General features: G+C 69.1%; 10 protein-coding genes. 3 read left to right on the top strand and 7 right to left on the bottom strand.

The features are described 5' to 3' along the window. Window positions 1-22: 22 nt before the first annotated feature. The 6 genes from FHX44_RS07555 to FHX44_RS07535 all read right to left on the bottom strand — a co-directional run bounded on the left by FHX44_RS07555 (window position 23) and on the right by FHX44_RS07535 (window position 8,006). Window positions 23-2,911, bottom strand: a complete 2,889-nt coding sequence (locus FHX44_RS07555) for a hypothetical protein (RefSeq protein ID WP_147254817.1) — start codon at window positions 2,909-2,911, stop codon at window positions 23-25. A gap of 54 nt (window positions 2,912-2,965) precedes the next feature. Next, a complete protein-coding gene (locus FHX44_RS07550; protein ID WP_147254816.1) occupies window positions 2,966-4,036 on the bottom strand; it encodes a PDDEXK family nuclease in 1,071 nt (356 codons plus the stop codon). 114 nt (window positions 4,037-4,150) lie between these two features. Next, window positions 4,151-4,291, bottom strand: a complete 141-nt coding sequence (locus FHX44_RS42020; protein ID WP_170308815.1) for a hypothetical protein — start codon at window positions 4,289-4,291, stop codon at window positions 4,151-4,153. 105 nt (window positions 4,292-4,396) lie between these two features. Next, a complete protein-coding gene (locus FHX44_RS07545; RefSeq protein WP_147254815.1) occupies window positions 4,397-5,197 on the bottom strand; it encodes a DUF4352 domain-containing protein in 801 nt (266 codons plus the stop codon). Then, the gene (locus FHX44_RS07540) at window positions 5,194-5,556 is read right to left on the bottom strand and encodes a hypothetical protein (protein ID WP_147254814.1); all 363 of its coding nucleotides are present in this window, start codon (window positions 5,554-5,556) and stop codon (window positions 5,194-5,196) included. Before FHX44_RS07540 ends, FHX44_RS07545 begins: the two co-directional genes overlap by 4 nt. Further along, the gene (locus FHX44_RS07535; protein WP_170308814.1) at window positions 5,553-8,006 is read right to left on the bottom strand and encodes an AAA family ATPase; all 2,454 of its coding nucleotides are present in this window, start codon (window positions 8,004-8,006) and stop codon (window positions 5,553-5,555) included. Before FHX44_RS07535 ends, FHX44_RS07540 begins: the two co-directional genes overlap by 4 nt. A gap of 174 nt (window positions 8,007-8,180) precedes the next feature. Here FHX44_RS07535 and FHX44_RS07530 point away from each other — a divergent pair, with 174 nt between their 5' ends. Next, window positions 8,181-9,821, top strand: a complete 1,641-nt coding sequence (locus FHX44_RS07530; RefSeq protein ID WP_147254812.1) for an N-6 DNA methylase — start codon at window positions 8,181-8,183, stop codon at window positions 9,819-9,821. Window positions 9,822-10,092: 271 nt separating this feature from the next. After that, window positions 10,093-11,007 carry a restriction endonuclease gene (locus tag FHX44_RS07525; RefSeq protein ID WP_147254811.1) on the top strand — a complete coding sequence of 305 codons (915 nt, stop codon included), beginning with the start codon at window positions 10,093-10,095 and terminating at the stop codon, window positions 11,005-11,007. A 54-nt stretch (window positions 11,008-11,061) separates the two neighbouring features. On the opposite strand, the gene FHX44_RS07520 is transcribed toward FHX44_RS07525, so the two are convergent. Then, a complete protein-coding gene (locus FHX44_RS07520) occupies window positions 11,062-13,197 on the bottom strand; it encodes a UvrD-helicase domain-containing protein (protein WP_147254810.1) in 2,136 nt (711 codons plus the stop codon). Window positions 13,198-13,410: 213 nt separating this feature from the next. Here FHX44_RS07520 and FHX44_RS07515 point away from each other — a divergent pair, with 213 nt between their 5' ends. Continuing rightward, complete coding sequence (locus tag FHX44_RS07515) at window positions 13,411-14,967, top strand: PIN-like domain-containing protein (RefSeq protein WP_170308813.1); 1,557 nt, start codon at window positions 13,411-13,413, stop codon at window positions 14,965-14,967. The last annotated feature ends 152 nt before the right edge of the window (window positions 14,968-15,119 follow it).

The following is a 15,119-nucleotide window of genomic DNA, read 5'->3' as shown; positions in this document are numbered from 1 at the left end:
CCGATGGGTCCTCTCGTTGCTGTCATGCGTGGTGGGCGTACCAGCCCGAGACCGCGAACTCCGCCTCGACGAGGTGCTCTGCGGCGCGTCCGGGGTCGCGCTGTGCGAACTCGACCCACAGGTGGCGGATGCGACGCTCGAGTGCCGCCGCGCCCTCATCGCCTTGCGCGGTGATCCGGGCGACGAGGGCGCACCCGAACCACAGGGCCGCCGCCGCGCCCCTCGCCCGTGCACGCACGGCGTCGAAGAGCACCGCCTGCGGTGCCGCCGCGCCGAAGGTGAGTACGTCGCGCAGCGCCTCGTCGATCTCCGGTGTGGAGACGCCATCGGGCAGGTCGAGGGCTCTCGCCCGCTCCGGCGCGGTGAGCAGGGCGACGACCTCGGGCGCACAGTGCGCCCGCGCGACGTCGAGCAGATGCTTCTCGGCGTCGTCGAGCTCGGCGGGATCCCATGCCGACGTGCCGGCCAGGTAGGGAAGGAGCGGGCTGGTCAGGAGCAGGGCGGCCAGGGGCGCGACCCGCCACAAGTCAGCGGTCGGCGCCGGAGCGGCGACGCTCCGGACGCCGTGCGCGGCCAGCCCGGAACGGATCAGCGGTCCGATGGACTCCTCCCCGCCGAGCGTCGCCGCCTGCAGCGCGGCGGTCGGTGTCGCGCCGAGCCGGGCGGCGCACTCCTGTGCGGTCAAGGCCCCGAGGCCTGGCTCGAGCAGGCCGGTGGCGCGCGCAGCGGCCAGCCAGACGAGGCCGAGCTCGGCCGTCCCGGCGGGTAACGGCGCCCGCCCCGCCAGGTAGTACGCCATGTCCCGGCGGCTCCTGCTGTCGGTGGGCAACGTGGTCGCGCCGGCCACCCGAAACGTGCAGGCCGCGGGGTGGTCCCGCCCCGGTCGCGGCCAGCGCGTCAGCTCGATGCCGGCATCGGCCACGGTGACGAGGAGCGAGCGACCGGCAAACGCGCTGTTGAGCTCGATGACGTCGGAATCCTCGTCCAACGTCGCGATCAGAGGTTCGAGCCAGGGAGCCAGCGGTGCACAGACGCGCACGCTCAGACGCCCAGCGGGGCGGCGGTCGCGGAGCACGAGGCGGTGTTCACTGATCGCGGCACCTGTGGCCGGTTCGCTACCCCGGATCGTCCCGACTTTCGCGTCGCGACCGGGCAGGAGGAGCCAGAGTGCGGTCGTCCCCGCAAGCCGGACGGCGTCGGTCAGGCTGCCGAGTGGATAGCGGTAGACGTCGCCACCCGGGAGACGACGCCCTCGGATCCGCTGACCGCCCGTGTCATCCGGTCGGCGCGCGGCGAGGAGGTCCGGCACGCCGATCTCGTCGATGATCGGCCGGGGCAGCCGGACGTCGACGGCGCCGGCCTCGTCCAGGTCTTCCAGGGTGAAGGCCTGTGCGTCGGTGCCCCACTCACCGGTGTGGCTCCCGGTCCGCTTGCGCACCGCACACCAGGGGAGCTCGACGCACAGATCGAACGTGTCATCGCTCCCCGCGATGTGCATCCGGACGTCCTTGCGGGTCTCGGCGGGACCGAGATTCAGCACCGACGGCACGGGATGCACCCCGCGAGGCGCCCGGACCACGGCCCGCGCGGGCGTGAGCCCATCAGTCTCAAGCAGTCGGATCCGGGGTGAGGCCTGCAGGGTCACCGCCGTGGCCAGGGAGAACGCTCCCGCCACCGAGCGATGTCCCGGGGCGTGGGCGTGGACGACGAACCTGCCGAGGGCCGGCTGCGGCAGCCGCCCGGAGAGCGTGACCGTGGTGCCGCCCGGTTCCGTCCACCGGTGCGGGGCCGCGGCGCCGGAACGCCGTGCCTCGATCGTCCAGATGTCGCCGGATCCGCCGGGGAGGTGCAGTCGCGGCGCCGTGGCGTACACGACGTCGCCGTCGCGGTCGAGTACGCCCGCGAGCGGAGCATCGAACAGGAAGTCGGCCCGCTCGGTGCTCGTCACGGGCCGCCACGACCCACCCCGCAGCTCGCCGCCGCGGGCCACGACCGACCGCACGGCCTTCGTCGAGGCGAGGGACACCCGGCCGAGCCACCACCGCGACCACCCGACGGGAGGGGCGGCTTCCTCGACGACGTGCCGAGGGCCGTCGAATGCGTCGTCCGGCGGCTCACCCAGGTGCACCATCCACACGTCCCCGGCCGGGAGTGGCGCCCCATCAGGGATCAGCGTGCCGTCCTCGTCGAACACCAGGAGCGGGTCGCGCGGGTCGACCACATGCACCCGGTGCACGTTCCCGAGCACGTCGAAGCAGTTGGCGGCGAGGACGGGACGGGGGAGAACCCAGCGGTCCTCCGCAACCGGGCACTCCCCGCCGCCGGCCTCGACACGTGCTCCACGCCCGGGAGCCCCGGGGAAGACGATCGCCAGCGCGCCGGTCGGCGGATGGAGGCGGAGCTCCGGGACGACATCGAGCGCGGCGCCCAACCCCGACAGGTGGAGCAGCAGCGGCACACCCGGCGCGTCGTACGGTGCCGTCCCGCCCGCAGCCTGCCCCTGGAGCTGTTGCCAGCACGCGCCCCACCCGGCGAACCAGGTGGACCCGGGCGCCGAGCCGGTCCCCGGGATCCGCGAGAGCGCCTCCTCGACCGCGACCCCGTCCTCGGCGCCGGCCGCCAGCCGGGCCAGTGCGACAACGGTGCAGGCCGGCCAGCGCCGGAACACCGCGATCTGGTCGGCGTGCTCGTCGTGGTCGCGGAGGAGGCGCACGTAGGCGGCGAGCACCTCGAGGACCAGCCGGATCCGGGCTGTCGAGTCGGGCGATGGGGCGGCGCGCAGGGCAGCGTCCGTGTCGGAGAGCCAGAGCTGCTCGCTCTCGTCCAGCAGCTCCCGAGCGCCGATCGATCGCGGAGGAGCGTCCACAGTGCGGGGGAGCGGCCGCTCAGCCGTGGCCAATGCGGTCTGCACGCTGGTATCTCCCGAGATGTTGGGCAGGTGTTACGCGCCGCTGGTTCACCAGGATCAGGTCCGCGACGATGCTGCTTCGACGTACGCCGAGAAGACTGCGTCGAGGAGCGTCGGCGTGAGCGTGGTGGCGATGGTGCCCTTGCCCATTGGTGTCCCGGCAGCGGCCTCGACCGCCGCGATGCTGGCGGGTGCCCGTCGCTCGAAGACCGAGCGCCACGACTGCAGGGCGGGGCGACCGTCGGCCCGCATGTAGAGCGAGACCAGCCCGACTTCTTCGGGTGGGACGTAGGGCAGCAGCACGGTCTCGTCGTTCTTGCCGAAGTAGGTGTGAACATCTGCGAGATCGGCGTTGGACAGCCGTTTTGCCCAGTCCACGAACAGGTCCAGCGTCGGCCGGTAGGCCGCCGGTGCTGTCTCGACGCGCTCGGCAAAGGCGTCGAAACCTCGAACCTTTCCCGTGGTCTGTGTGGGCAGGGCACGGTTGGTCAGAGTCGCCGGCTCGGGGCGGGTCGGGCGATCGGGCTCTTGCCGTTGAGGGACGACGACCATGCGATCGGCGACCTGATAGGAGGTCACGGTGATCAGATCGATCGACAGACCGTGGGTGACGGCCTCCAAGTAGCCGACCAGCTTGATGAGGTCTTGTGGTGCGTGGTCCAGGACGAGGACGACTCGTACGTCGCCGTCCTGCAGCGTCGAGTCGAGGGTGGCATAGAAGTCTGCCGCCTCGGGCGCCTCGGCCTGCGCAGCGTCTCGGACCACGTCGTGCAGCTGCCGCCCGTTGAGATGCTTGGAGAGGTTCTGCTCGAACTCCGCGGCAGTTGTGCCGTGCACCGCTGCTGCGTAGGCGAGCACCTGGGAAACGACTGCTCGTCGCGACTCGGCGTTGTTCCGCAGCTTCACTTCGATCATCACAGGGCGACCACTCGGTTCGATCGCCAGCACGTCGACGTAGCCGCTGCCTAGCCGAACCTCGCGGCCGAGCACGACAACGGTGGGAGCACCGCCCAGCGGCAGCATGCCGGGTGCCCGCTCGACGAGGTCCTGCAGAGTCTTCTCATCCGGGAAGCCGGTGGGAGCCAGCAGCTCCCACCCGTTGTCACTCTCGGACCAGATCGATGTCATCCGTGCCTCTTCTCGACGTTGGTGATCACCAGCTGGATTCGATCTCAGGCGCGCCCGGCGTTACGCGTCGTTGATCGCAGCTCGCCTTGGCTGAACCGCGAGCCCTGCCGTCGGCTACCCGTCGCGGTAGTTCTTGCGGGACTCCCAGACCCGGTCCATGTCGAACCGCGCGCGCCGGACCTCTGCCCACCACCTGCCGACGAAGTAGCCGATCACGATGCCGACGACCAAGATGACCCACATCGCGTTCGTCATGCCCTGCTCCCCTCGTGTCCTCTTCGGTGACGCTTGTCGCGCACCGGCATGCGCGTCTCGATCTGTGGAACGTGACGGCTGGTGGACCCGGCCTGGTGAGCACGGTCAGCCCGCGAGGGCGACCGTGGCTCCGTCGGAGAACATCGACTCGCGCAGCTCGATCGCGGCCGGGGTGAGCCCCTGCGGCACGTCGAAGACGAGGACGCCGTCGACGGTGTTGCCCGGGTTGATGTCGGTGAGGAACGACTCGCTGTCCGGCACGTTCATCATCGCCGCGCCTGCGTCGGCCTCGAACTCGCGGCCCTGCGCGTCGAGGAGCGTCTGGTTAACGCTGGTGAACATCGCCGACTCGGCGCCGACGTTGGTGACCGTGACGTGGACCAGCACGTAGCTGCCCTGGGCCTCGGAGCGCAGGAACCCGTCGCCGAGGGCCTCGCGCCCGGTCTCCACCTTCGTGACCGTGAAGGCGAACGCGCCGTCCTGGACCTGGTCGCCGATCCCGGCCTGCGGCGCGTCGGCGCTGCTCTGCTCCGCGGCGATGTTCGGCGTGGGCGCGGCGAGGCCGGTCGGTGAGGTGGAGGCGGCTGGCACCGTGGAGACCGCCGCCCCGAACGCGGCGGCGTAGCCGATGCACACCAGCAGCCCGATCGCCGAGCAGGTGACTCCGGCGATGGTGAGGCCCATGTTCGTCGCCCGTCCGTTGCGGGCGCGGGACAGGCCGATGCCGGACAGGATCACCCCGAGCAGCACGAGCGGCCAGGCGATGATCCCGATCAGCGGGATGAACGAGAACAGCAGGCCGACCAGGCCGAGGACGAAGCCGGCGGTCCCGAGGCCGTTCTGCGGGGCAGGCGGGGGCGTGCTGTGTCCGGCCGGCCGGGGGAGGTAGGGGCCGTAGTGGGTCATGACATGCCTTTCGTTTCGTTCAGGTCGGCGCAGAGCTGGCGTGCCTCTCGCAGCCAGCTCCGCAGCTCGGCCGCGGTGGGAGCGAGCTCGTAGTGGTGGTGATGGGCGGCGCGGCTGAGTGCCGTCCACAGGGCGGTGGCGCGGTGCTGGATCTCGGCGTCGAGGACGACGCCGAGCGCGAGCAACTGAGAGCGCCTGGTGCAGGTGAGCACTTCGGGACGGCGACGGCGCCAGACGGCATCGATCTCGTGCTCGACGGCGAGGCGGATCATCCAGGCCGCGCAGCGCGGCCACACCCCAGCGAGTCGGCGACCGTCGAGCAGCTTCTCGGCCAGGTCGAAGCGGTCGGAGCTGTTCATCGCAGCACCAGATCCGCGAGATCGCGGGTGCTGCGGACGAACGAGTTGAGGTCCCCTTCGAGCCCGCCGTGAGCACCTTGTTTGCAGGCCTGCAGGGTGTCCGCCGCCCACCCGCCGATGAGCGCGAGATGCGGAAGGAGCGCGCGGCGGCGGGCCGGGTCGTCGAAGATCGCCAGCGTCACCTTGTCGTGCGTCGTCCGGGCGTCGGTCAGAGCACGATCGACGTCGGTGTGCGCGTCCCCGCGACCCAGCCGGACCCGCCGCACCTTCGCGTGTGCGGCCGCCTCCAGCGCGCCGCGGCAGCAGTTCGCGACGATCTCCCGGCGCAGGTCGTCGGGCATGTCCGAGTCGTTGATGACGGCGCGGGCGTCCGACAGGTACCGGCGGATCGGGTCGTGGTTGGGCACGACCTGCACCTGGGACCGTGCGCCGCGCTGTACCTCGTAGACGTGCGCGGCGTCCGGGAGGCGCCGTACCGCGTCGGCGAGCCGGTCGTCGTGGCTGAAGACGATCACCTGCCGGTCCTTGGCGATCTCGGACAGCACGCGGGCGAGACCGTCGACCTTCGCGGGGTCCATCGCCTGCACCGGGTCGTCGATGAGGACGAAGCGGAACGGGCTCTCGTCGCGGGTGGCGCGGGGGAGGAACAGCGACAGCCCGAGTGCGTGCAGCTCTCCTTGGCTCATGACGCTCAGCGCGGCGGTGTCGTTCCCGTCGACGGTCACGTCCAGCAGGACCCTGCGCTGGTTGCCGCTGCCGGTGAGCGTGATCCCGCCGAGGTCGACGTTGCTCTCCTGTCGCAGCTGCCGCCAGATCTCCTGGGAGCGGGTGGCGAACGGCATCATGCGCTCGTCGCTCAGCTCGCCCGCCGCCACCCGCAGCCACGACTCGGCCTTGAGCAGGTTCGTGACGGTCGACGCATCCCTTGCGGACGCCGTGGCTGCCTCGTGCCAGGCCCAGAGCCGTGACGACACCGGGCGCCAGGTCTCGTCGAGCCGGACCAGCGCCTGCTTTGCGGCGGCCTGCACGGCGTCGACCGCGGACGTCAGCTCGGCGTGGGCGACGCGCAGTGCCTCCGGCAGCTCGTCAGGGGCGGCGCTGCGGGCGTCCTCCCACGTGGACCAGGCCCGCCGCGCTGCGTCGGTGTCCACGGGCAGCGGGCGGCGCAGGACCGCAGGCACGGTCGTGACGAGCCTCCGCGCCTCCTCGACCGCGGCCTGCACCGCCGCATGTGCGGCCCGAAACTCCGCCGCGTCGCGGTTCAGCCGAGCGATCTCGGCGGCGGTCGCCGCCTGCCAGTCGGCGTCGAGGGTGCCCGTCCGGCACACGGGGCACCTCATGTCCCCCTGGACGGAGTGGTGGTCGAGCGCGGCCTGGAGCAGGGCCGCGACCGCGCCGGCGGACGTCGCATCAGGCGTGCCCACCTCCGCGAGCTGACGATCGGCCTCCCGGATCCGTTCGCCGGCAGCAGCGACCTCGTCGACCGTGGGAACCGCGATCGCGACGACGGCGTGGAGGTCGGCGATGGCGTCGGTGTCGGCGTCCTCGGCGAGGAGCTGCTCGGCCAGCGCATCGAGGTCGGGTCTGGTCGCGCCCAACAGCTCCTCGACCCGCCGGGCCCGCAGATCGTCGACGGACGCCAGCTCGGCGAGCAGGCGCTGCTTCGCGTCCTTCACGGCCTTCGCCCGGGCGTCGTACGGGGCCCGCGCGGCCTTCAGGCGGTCCCGGGCGTCGTCGAGAACGCCGAGGCCGAGGAGGCCGTGCAGCATCTCGTGCAGCTCCGTCGGGCGCTTGTCGAGCAACGCCCCGAGCTCGCCGTAGGAGAGGAACGGCCGGTAGACGTCGATGCCGGGAAGCCAGCCGGCGGTCACCGGCTCGCGCTTCCCCGCCTGCTGCCCCGTGTGCGGCTGGACGGTCCAGTTGTCCTCGCCGAGGGCCTGTCCCTCGTCCCAGCTCATCCGGACCGTCGTCGCCCCCGCCCGACCCTGCACGACGAGGTCGACCTCGACCTGCGTCGGGCCGGCCGCGTGCAGGTTCCGCCAGCCCTGGGTCCAGAGCGCCTTGTTGGTCTGCCGGTCGCGCCACCGGGAGTTGTCGCCCGTCAGTACCAGCTCCGCCGCTTCGGCGAAGCTCGACTTGCCCGAGCCGTTGCGTCCGGTGACCACGGTGAGCCCCGGGCCGGGCTGGAGGTCGAGCGCGGCGGCCGGTCCCACGCCGCGGAACCCCTGTGCACGGATTGACCGGAGGTAGATCCCGCTCGGGCCGTCCGGCTCAGCCCCTTCCGCGACGTCCGCCCGCGGGGGCGCCGAGCCGCCGTTCAGTACGGCAGTGAGTGCCTCCTCGCTCTCCACCGCCGCGAGGACGAGGTCTGCGCTGGTCGAGCTCAGGGTCGGATCGGCCACGACCCGTTCGAACAGCAGCTCGTGCAAGCCGATGCCGGTGTCTCCCACGTCGTGCCCCTCTCCTGCCGATCCGACGGGAGTCAGTGAAGCAGTGTCTGTTAGCGAAGTCAACAGACTGTTGACACGATGGCTACCTTGTGACGCGGCTTTTCTGCGCTCGTGTGTTTACGAAGTCAACGGTTCGGATGTTGTGATGCCGCGCCATCCGTGTACGCTCGGCGGATGGGTCCCGATCGCCATGCCGTGGCCGACACGCTGGTGACGGCTGTGGAGATCGCGAGAATCGCCAAGGTCACTCGCGCCGCCGTGTCCAACTGGCGCAGGCGCTACCCCGACTTCCCGGCCCCGGCCGGCGGCACCGACCGCAACCCGCTGTTCGCTCTTGCTGACGTCGATTCCTGGCTGGCCCAGCACGACAAGGGCACCGAGGTCTCACCGGAGGTTCTGCTCTGGCAGGAACTGCGCGGGACGTACGGCGACGACATGATCCGCGGGCTCGCGGACGTCGGTGAGTTCCTCGTCAGCGGCTCTTCGGACGCGCTTGCTCCTGCCCTCCGGTCATCCGTGCGGGAGTTGGCCGACCAGAGCACGCCGGCCGAGGTCGTCGAGGGGCTCACCGAACGGCTTGTCGGCTCGGGACGGATGAGCGCGGACCAAACCGTGACGCCGCAGCTCGTTCGCGCGGTGCGCTTCTTCGCGGGGCGGGTGACGGGCACCGTCTTCGATCCGGCGTGTGGGATCGGTTCGCTACTGCTGGCCATCGCCGGCGACTCCGCGGCAGCCGGGCAAGAGATCAACACAGAGGCAGCCCGGCTCGCGTCGGCGCGCGCGCGGCTACGCGGCCTCGCCGACGTCACGATCATGACAGGCGACTCGCTGCGGGACGATCAGTGGAAGGAGCTCCGCGCAGAGCTCGTGGTGTGCAACCCGCCGGTCAACGTGACCGACTGGGGCCGCGACGAGCTGCTGCTCGACCCGCGGTGGGAGTTCGGCGCCCCAACGCGCGCGGAGGGCGAGCTCGCGTGGTTGCAGCACAGCTACGCCCACGTGGGTCCCGGCGGCCGGCTGATCGTCGTGATGCCGGCGTCGGCCGCCTACCGCAAAGCCGGTCGCCGGATCCGGGCCGAACTGGTCCGGCGGGCCGCTCTCACCCAGGTCGTGGCGTTGCCTGCGGGCATGGCCGCGTCACACTCGCAGGCCGTACACCTGTGGCTCCTGACCCGGCCGAGCGGCACGGAACCCGCAGGTGGCGCGGTCCGGATGGTCGACCTCAGCGACAACGACCCGGAGGGGCCGTTCGACCCGACCCCGGCCCAGGTGACGGACGTGCCCCTGATCGACCTGCTCGACGACGAGGTCGACCTGACGCCGGCTCGCCACGTCAGCGCCGTCGCGATCGATCACGTCGCCGAGTACGCCGCGGCCTGCGAGGCGACGTTGGGCCGGCTCGAGGAGCTGCGGGCGCTGCTCCCGCACCTCGCCCCCGGGCCGGGCGCGCTCGACGGTGCCACGGTCAGGGTGAGTGAGCTAGCCCGTGCCGGGCTCGTCGAGGTCTCCGATGGCGACGTGCTCGCCGCGAGCGACCACCTCGACGCCGACTTCCTGCGGGGTTTCCTGCGCAGCGCGGCGAACATCCGGCGCTCCACGAGCGGCAGCGGTAGCTTCCGCGCGGACGTCCGGGGGTCGCGCATCCCGCAGATGGGCATCGACGACCAGCGACGGTACGGTGCCGCGTTCCGCGCGCTCGACGAGTTCGAACGTCACCTGGCGGATCTGGCGAAGCAGGGGGAGCGTGCCGCCTCGCTGGCGAGGGATGGACTCACCCAAGGCGCCCTTCGGCCCGACCAGCAGCGGCCTCGTTGAGTCGATCACAGCCGATCCGCGCATGTTGCGTCTCCAGCCGCTCGTTGAGCTTCCGGAAGCTGTCGGCGACGGCGCGCCGGGCCATGAGTCAGGTGTCCCGCCTCCGCTACGATGGCGATCTTGTCATGTGTCGCCCGGTGGTCGTGGTGCGAAGCGTCGTTCCGTCGAGACATGGGCGGCCGAACGGGGCGAACGAGGCCTGCGCTTCGACACGGTCGATGCCTCCAAGTCGGCCCACTCGACCACCGGGAATGAGGTACCAGCGGCTGCGATGGCGATCCCCAACTTCCAGCACGTGATGCTGCCGATCCTGACCGCGACGTCGGACGGGGATGTCTACCCGTGGCGCCGGCTACGCGATGAGTGTGCTCGGCTGTTCGAAGCGACCGATGACGAACTGGCCGAGAAGTTGTCGAGCGGTGGCAGCAGGTTCGACAGCCGCATCCAATGGGCCATCACTCACCTTGTGCAGGCCGGTCTGCTCTCCCGTCCCCGGCGCGGGCACGTGCAGATAACTGTGCGTGGCAGGGAGGTATTGGCCGAGCGGCCGGAGCGGGTGGACATGTCGCTTCTCAGTCGGTTCGACGACTACCTCGATTTTCGGTCACGGACGAAGTCCGGGCCGACCGAATCGACCGGCGCCGCAGAGGTCGAGCGTGAGGAAGGGACACCGCTCGAAGCCATCGCCGCTGCAGTGCGGGAGAGCAACGAGGCGCTCGGTGTTGAAGTGCTTCGTCGTATTCGCGATCAGCCTCCGGACTTCCTGGAGCGGCTCGTCCTCAAGCTGCTTACCGCGATGGGCTACGGCGGTCGGGCGGGCGCGATCACCGAGCATCTGGGCAGATCTGGCGATGGCGGGATCGACGGCGTCGTTTGGCAGGACATCCTCGGACTGGACCGCGTCTACTTCCAGGCAAAGCGTTATGCCGCCGACAACACTGTCGGCCGACCGGACATGCAGGCGTTCGTCGGAGCGCTGCACGGCCAGCAGGCCGAACATGGCGTGTTCATCACGACGAGTACGTTCAGCTCTGGCGCGTTGGCCTACGTGGACAAGATTCCCAACCGGATCGTCCTGATCGACGGGCGGCGACTCGCGGAGCTGATGATCCTCCACAACGTCGGGGTGCAGGACGAGACGACCTTCGTGCTGAAACAACTCGACGAGGACTTCTTCGAACAGTAGCGGTGCCTTAGCGCCGCCCGGGCACGGGTCCAACACCGCAACTTCCAGTGATCGTCAGCTGCCGGGCAGGAACGGGCTCGGGGTGCCGCTCCAGGAGACGGCAAGGGCTTCCCGTGCGCGGGTGCAGGCGACGAACAGAAGGCAGCGTTCCTTGAGCAGGTCGTTGTCGTGCTGCTGGCGGTCGACGTCCGCGGGCGTGATCTCCTTCGCGAACGGTACGGCGCGTGCGGTGACGCCGGCGACCGCGACACAACGGAACTCCAGCCCTTTCATGAGGTGCATGCTCGCCAGCCGCACCCCGTCGACGTCCGGACCGGGGCGGTCCTTCACCCGCACCGCCGGGATGCCTTCGGCAGCCAGCCGGTCGTGCACCTTGTCGAGCAGGATGTTGAACCGCGAGCACACGGCGATCTCGCTGGGGAGAATGCCCTGTCCGACCCAGCCCTGCAGGCGTTCGACGAGCGCCGTGATCTCCGCGTGTTCGGATGCGTACCCCGAGGCGTCCGGACGCTTCCCGCGCAGCAGCGAGCGGTAGCCCGTCAGGGTGTCGGGTCCGTCGCCGCCCAGCTCCTCGACGAGCGACCCGTCGAGCACCGCGGTCGACCACCCGAGGATCTCTGCGGTGCTGCGGTAGTTGATGCGCAGCCGGCTGCTGCGGCCCGCGACGGAGATGCCGAGCGAGCGCAGCGACACCCGGGAGTCGTAGATCCGCTGGTGCGGGTCGCCGGTGATGAACAGATCGTCTGGGCCCTCGGCGACCGCCGCGCGCACCACCCGCCACTGGGCCGGATGCAGGTCCTGGGCTTCGTCGACGACGACGTGGTCGACGCGGTGCTCAGCGGCCTCCGCGGCGAGCAGCTCCGCCGCTCGCCCGCAGATCTGCAGGTGCGTCGTCCGTCCCGCGGCGCGCAGCTCGGCCGAGAAGTCCTCGACGGCCTGCCAGAGCTGCTCGCGCTGCCGCCCGCGCAACGCCGAACCTCGGCCGCGCCGCTCGACCCGCAGGTAGTCCTCCTTGCTCGTGACCTGCTGGGCGAGGATGACGTGCCGGTACTCCTGCATCAGGAACTGTTCGGGCCAGGGCAGCTTGTGCCGGCGGCAGACCCGCCGCCAGAGCTGCAGCTCGTCGGCATCCGTGATCGGGGACTGCGGGCGACCGGTCGCCTCGCGCACCACCCGGTTCGCGAACGCGTCAGTGGTGGTGATCTGCACGCGGGCCAGCTGATCCTCGTCGTCGAGCAGCAGCGTCAGGTTCTCGCGCAGCATCCCGGCGAGCGCGGTGGTGAACGTGGTCAGCAGCACCCGGCTGTCGGGGGAGCGGGACAGCAGGTGCTTGACGCGGTGCAAGGCGACCACCGTCTTGCCCGTCCCCGGGCCGCCGCTCACCTGCGTCGGCCCCTGGTACGAGACCCGATAGGCGACGCGGCGCTGCGACGGGTGTAGGAACACCCGCCACGCCGCGAACGGCTTGTCGAGGATGTCGGCGAGCTCGTCGGGGCTCGTCACGAGCGTGATCCGGCTCGTCGTGTTGAGGATGGCCATCTCGAGGCTGTCGCGGTCGGTGGAGTCGGCGGCTGCGGGCCGGCGTTCGGTCACGACGTCGCGGTAGACCTCCTCGGGCGAGAAGCCCTCGGCGAGGTACAGCAGCACCTCGTACTGGTCCTCCGGCAACAGGCTGGCGAACGCCTCCAGCTGGGCCTTGTTGCTGATCGCCCGGGCTGCGCGCAGCACCTGGTCGTCGATGCCGAGATCGCGCAGCACTGTGTCGGAGAAGGAGGCCAACAGCAGCGACGGCGCGCTCGCTGCCGCCTCCTCCAACGGGGGCGTGAGCTGCTCGATCGCGACGACGTTGCGCACCTCCAGCCCGCGCGTGGCCGTGTTGACGGTGTAGAGCCGCTTGGCCGCGAAGTCGTAGGCGTCGTCGTGCGGCACGACCCGGATCAACAGGAAGACGTCGCTTCCGTCGTCGGGGGCGAGGACGACCCCGCGCCAGAAGTCGGTGATGCGGATCGTCCGCATCCGTGCGTCACGCGCCTTGTCCACCGACTCCAGGTGCAGGCCCTTGTCCGCGTACAGCTCGGCGATCGAGAGCTGCTGGAACTTCGCCATCGCCTTGCGCACGCCGGCCTTGACCTGCTTCTCCAGCAGGTCGTAGCTTTCCCAGAAGCTGTGGGCGAAGGCGAGTTGAGGCATGCCTCGCATCATGCTCCATTACCAGCTGTAGGTGGGAGGCCGAGATCAGCGGGATAGACGGTGGTTGACGCATGGGCGCCTTGATGATAAGGCGTTCCGCTTCGGCTAGTTGTCACAGAATTTGTGTTTGCTTCTCGTGATCGTTCGGGGTCACCTGCTAGTGTGATCAAGCTGACTCGGGTAGGTTAGCTTCGAAGGTGACGAGGTGGCTGGATGTCGACCGAGCGCGCAGATGGCTGGGGGATGTACGACGATTTTCGCGGCTATCGAGTTCCTGATGAGGATGCGCTGAGTAATGCAATACGGACCGCGACTGTCGTACTGGACGCGAATGTCTTGCTCAGTCTCTATCGCTACAATTCCGCAACCCGTGATGACCTCCTCGACATCCTTCGACGGCTGGGTGAACGCCTTTGGATTCCGCATCAGGTTATGCGTGAGTTCTGGCGGAACAGATTGAGTGTGATTGTAAACCGTGGAGCCAGTACCAAACAGGTCTTGGATGCATTTAGCAAGAGTCAGCGCTCGCTAATAGACGCGATCGACCAATGGGCGCGTACGACGGCCGTGCTCAACAGAGATCGGGAACGACTGATCAGCATGGCCGGTGCCATGTATGGAGAGCTGAATGAGGCGGTCGAAGCTCATGCTCCGGCGTCCGTTGGCATTGCTGGCGGTGCAATGGGCGAGGAGGTTCTGAAGCAACTCGAGGAACTGCTTGACGGCCGTGTGGGTGCGGCACCTGCCGAGCAGGAGTGGAGAGCTGCGATCAAAGAAGGTGCTGCGCGAGTGGCTGCGAAGGTCCCGCCAGGCTACCTCGATTCGGAGAAGGCTGATAGTTCGTTGCCGGAAGGCGCGGCAGGCGACTATTTGGTTTGGAAACAGTCTGTCGACGAAATCCGTCGGCGCGGTGGTGACCTCCTTATAGTGACTGGAGATGTCAAGGAAGATTGGTGGTGGCGGTACCAATCAGAGGTTATCGGTCCACGCCCGGAGCTCGTGTCAGAGCTGTTCGGCGCATGTAATGCTCAGCTATTCATGATGCGACCCACTGATCTCCTAAGGCGTTCTCACGTACTTCACGTCCACGTGAACGAGGAGTCGATTGACGACGCGGAGCGGGTCGGCCGCGAGGTGTCTGGCTCTTGGACGCCCGTCGGGGTCATCTCCTTGCTGGAACGTCTCGATGCAGAGGGGTGGGAGCACGCAGATGTCATCCGCGAAGCCGCCACTCTGGGCGGCCGCATTCCCCGTGAAGTAATCTATGAGGTATGCGGGTACGGTGACGACCGAATGCTTCGAGGTTTCACGCGGCCGGCAGCGCGAATCACGCGAGATCTGCAAATGGAAGGAATTGTTGCAGAGGGGGTCCCGCCTGTCCTAACTCCATTGTATGAAGGTGGCGTCAAGGCGATCGCCTTTGAGATTCCTGCCGAGGTAGTGACTATTGTGCGTGACATGCGCAAACGAGTCAGATGCAGGCTTTCAATGAATCTGCGTCCGACTTCTCCAACGCTTGCCTGCGTGCCAATAATGCGGGTGGTGCGCATTCGCGGGTCGGGCGCCCTGTTCACTGATTCCAGTCGGGCCCTTGTCCGCGTGCAGCTCGATGACCGGCTAATGGCGCTTCGCCATCGCCTCAGGCAAGCCGGCCTTTATCGGCTTCTTCAGCAGGTCGTGGTTCTCCTGAATTTGTGCGCGAAGGCGAGTTGGGGCATGCGCCACTTCTTCCGGATCGGTATATCGATCCCTTTGCGGAATCGCTCGTGATCTGTCGGGCCAGGGCTCGTAGGCCTACATTGTGACCGCTTTGGAGTGGCTGTAGTCGAGGAGGTCGACAACACCATCAGGTTAGATGAAGACAGTCGGGGCGATTGACACTGCCGACTTGACTCCAGCTGGTAAGCCGCAGCTTACGTGCG

The organism is Pseudonocardia hierapolitana (assembly GCF_007994075.1).
GTDB lineage: Bacteria > Actinomycetota > Actinomycetes > Mycobacteriales > Pseudonocardiaceae > Pseudonocardia > Pseudonocardia hierapolitana.
Note: the sequence above shows the minus strand (reverse complement) of the source record. Positions and strands in the feature narration are given on the sequence as shown.

Excerpts from the sequence above, each read along its gene's own strand:
- FHX44_RS07550 (WP_147254816.1), bottom strand. The coding sequence starts at position 4,036 with ATGACATCGATCTGGTCCGAGAGTGACAACGGGTGGGAGCTGCTGGCT.
- FHX44_RS07520 (WP_147254810.1), bottom strand. The coding sequence starts at position 13,197 with ATGCCTCAACTCGCCTTCGCCCACAGCTTCTGGGAAAGCTACGACCTG.
- FHX44_RS07530 (WP_147254812.1), top strand. The coding sequence starts at position 8,181 with ATGGGTCCCGATCGCCATGCCGTGGCCGACACGCTGGTGACGGCTGTG.
- FHX44_RS07545 (WP_147254815.1), bottom strand. The coding sequence starts at position 5,197 with ATGACCCACTACGGCCCCTACCTCCCCCGGCCGGCCGGACACAGCACG.
- FHX44_RS07525 (WP_147254811.1), top strand. The coding sequence starts at position 10,093 with ATGGCGATCCCCAACTTCCAGCACGTGATGCTGCCGATCCTGACCGCG.
- FHX44_RS07540 (WP_147254814.1), bottom strand. The coding sequence starts at position 5,556 with ATGAACAGCTCCGACCGCTTCGACCTGGCCGAGAAGCTGCTCGACGGT.
- FHX44_RS42020 (WP_170308815.1), bottom strand. The coding sequence starts at position 4,291 with ATGACGAACGCGATGTGGGTCATCTTGGTCGTCGGCATCGTGATCGGC.
- FHX44_RS07515 (WP_170308813.1), top strand. The coding sequence starts at position 13,411 with ATGTCGACCGAGCGCGCAGATGGCTGGGGGATGTACGACGATTTTCGC.